2 protein-coding genes are annotated in these 2071 nt (G+C 71.8%); both read right to left on the reverse strand.

Annotated features, from left to right (window positions below):
* The coding region (locus ABTZ89_RS38210; protein ID WP_351054262.1) for a putative bifunctional diguanylate cyclase/phosphodiesterase at positions 1–1675 on the reverse strand (1675 nt) is incomplete at its 3' end.
* Between the two features lie 5 nt (positions 1676–1680).
* Positions 1681–2071 (reverse strand): SAM-dependent methyltransferase (locus tag ABTZ89_RS38215; RefSeq protein WP_351054265.1); only part of this gene is annotated, 391 nt, incomplete at its 5' end.

Genomic DNA, 2071 nt, shown 5'->3' on the forward strand with positions numbered 1-2071 from the left:
GGCCGATCATCCCGGTCAGCCTGGTGGTGTCGGCGATCAGCTCCGGGTCGCGGGTGTGCCGCGGCGACAGGCGCACTGCCGCGATCGGCGCTTTCGGGCCCAGCAGGTCCGCCCAGCGCGCGGCGTGCTCGCACACCTGCTCCAGCGCCCAGCTGCCGAGCCGGGTGATCAGCCCGGTCTCCTCGGCCAGCTCCAGGAACCTGTCCTCACCCAGCTCGCCGAACTCCGGGTGGTCCCAGCGGATGTTGGCGGCGCCCCCGACGAAACGTCCGCTCGCCAGTTCGATGATGGGTTCGTACTCGACGAACAGCTCGTACTGCTCGATCGCGGCGGGCAGCTCGGCGGAGAGCCGGAACCGGTCCCGCGTCGCCGCGTTGCGCTCCGAGTCGTACAGCAGCCACTGGGCCCGGCCGTCCTGCTTGGCCCGGTAGAGGGTGATGTCGGCGTCGCGCAGCAGCGACTCGGCGTCGGTCTCGACGACCGGGCACTCCACGATCCCGACGCTGGCCGAGGCGCGGAGCTCGTGCGCGCCGATGCGCACGGGGCTGGTGATCTCGGACAGCAGGTCCTCGACCATGGCCACCAGGTCCGCGGCACCGGTCGAGTCGGGCACCAGGACGACGAACTCGTCACCGCCCATCCGCGCGGCCAGCGCCCCGCTCGCCGCTGCCTGCAGCCGCTGGGCGACGGTGCGCAGCAGCTGGTCGCCGATCGGGTGGCCGAGGCTGTCGTTGACCGCCTTGAACCCGTCCAGGTCGAAGTAGCAGAGCCCGACCCGCCGTCCGGGGCGGGTTTCCTCCAGCGCCTTGTCCAGGCTGGTCTGCAGCTGGGTCCGGTTCGCCAGGCCGGTCAGCGGGTCGTGCACGGCCTGGCGGCGGAACTGCTCCTGGAGCATGTGCCGGTCGGTGATGTCCTCGTAGAGCACCACCTGGTAGTCCGGTTCGCCTTGCGAGTCGCGGACCAGCGACGCCGACAGCTGGGTCCAGGTGTGCGAGCCGTCCGGGGCGGTGAACCGGGTGTCCAGCTGGTACTGGTCGTTGCTCGCACCGATCAGGCCGTCGTTGGCGGCGCGCAGGTCCCCCACCCACTCGGCGTCGGCGAGCTCGAAGATGGTGCTGCCGAGCAGTTCGGCGTCGCTGCGCCGGAAGATCCGCCGCATCGCGGCGTTGGTCTCGTCGATGCTGCCGTCCAACCGGACGATCGCGATGCCCGTCGCGGACGAGGCGACCACCGCGCGGGACCGCGCTTCGCTGGCCCGCAGGGCCTCCTCCGCGGTGTCGCGGGCCTCCGTGACCGCGCGCTGGATCACCTCCTGCTCGCCCAGGGTCTGCTCGCGCAGCGCCCCGGCGTAGCCCGCGGCCAGCTCGCCGAGCACCTCGATCAGCCGGGCCGGGGCGACGTCGCGAACCGCGGGCAGCGCGGTCGCCAGGTGCTGCAGCGTGCCGGACAGCGCTTCGGCGTTGGTGAAGTGCACGTCGACCAGCCGCCGGCCGACGTCGACGGCGGACTCCAGCGGTCCCCCGTCTAGCGCGGCCAGCACGTCGTCCAGGCACTTCGCCAGGAAGGTCTCGACTTCGGGACGCCCCATCGCGACGTAGCTGGTGTTGATGACCCGGCGGGTCCACTCCTTGACCAGCTCCTCGTGCTCGGGCGCTCCGTCGTCCGGATCGGGCATCGACGTCACGCCTTGCGCCCGACGGCGCCGTAGACGATCGACCGCTCCGGGTTCTCCCAGGCGTCCTCCGGGGTGTCCGGCCGCCAGTTCGGCACGTAGACCACGCCCGGCTCGACGATCTCGAAGTCGTCGATCATCTCGGCGACCTCGTCGCGGGTGCGCAGCGTGACCGGGTTGGAGCTGCTCTCGTACAGCTTCACCAGGCCCTGCACGCCCTCCGGGTAGTGGTCACCGGTGACGTGGGAGAAGCCGAGGTAGCTGCCTGCGGGCAGCCGCTCGTAGTAGCGGCGGATCACGTCGCGGGAGATGTGCCCGGCCAGCAGGGCGTGCCCCATCGGCGTCCAGGCCAGCACATCGGTTCGCCGGCCGACGACCAGCGCGGGCACGTTGCCCAGC

This window comes from Saccharopolyspora sp. NPDC002686, from assembly GCF_040295745.1.
GTDB classification, from domain to species: domain Bacteria; phylum Actinomycetota; class Actinomycetes; order Mycobacteriales; family Pseudonocardiaceae; genus Saccharopolyspora; species Saccharopolyspora oryzae.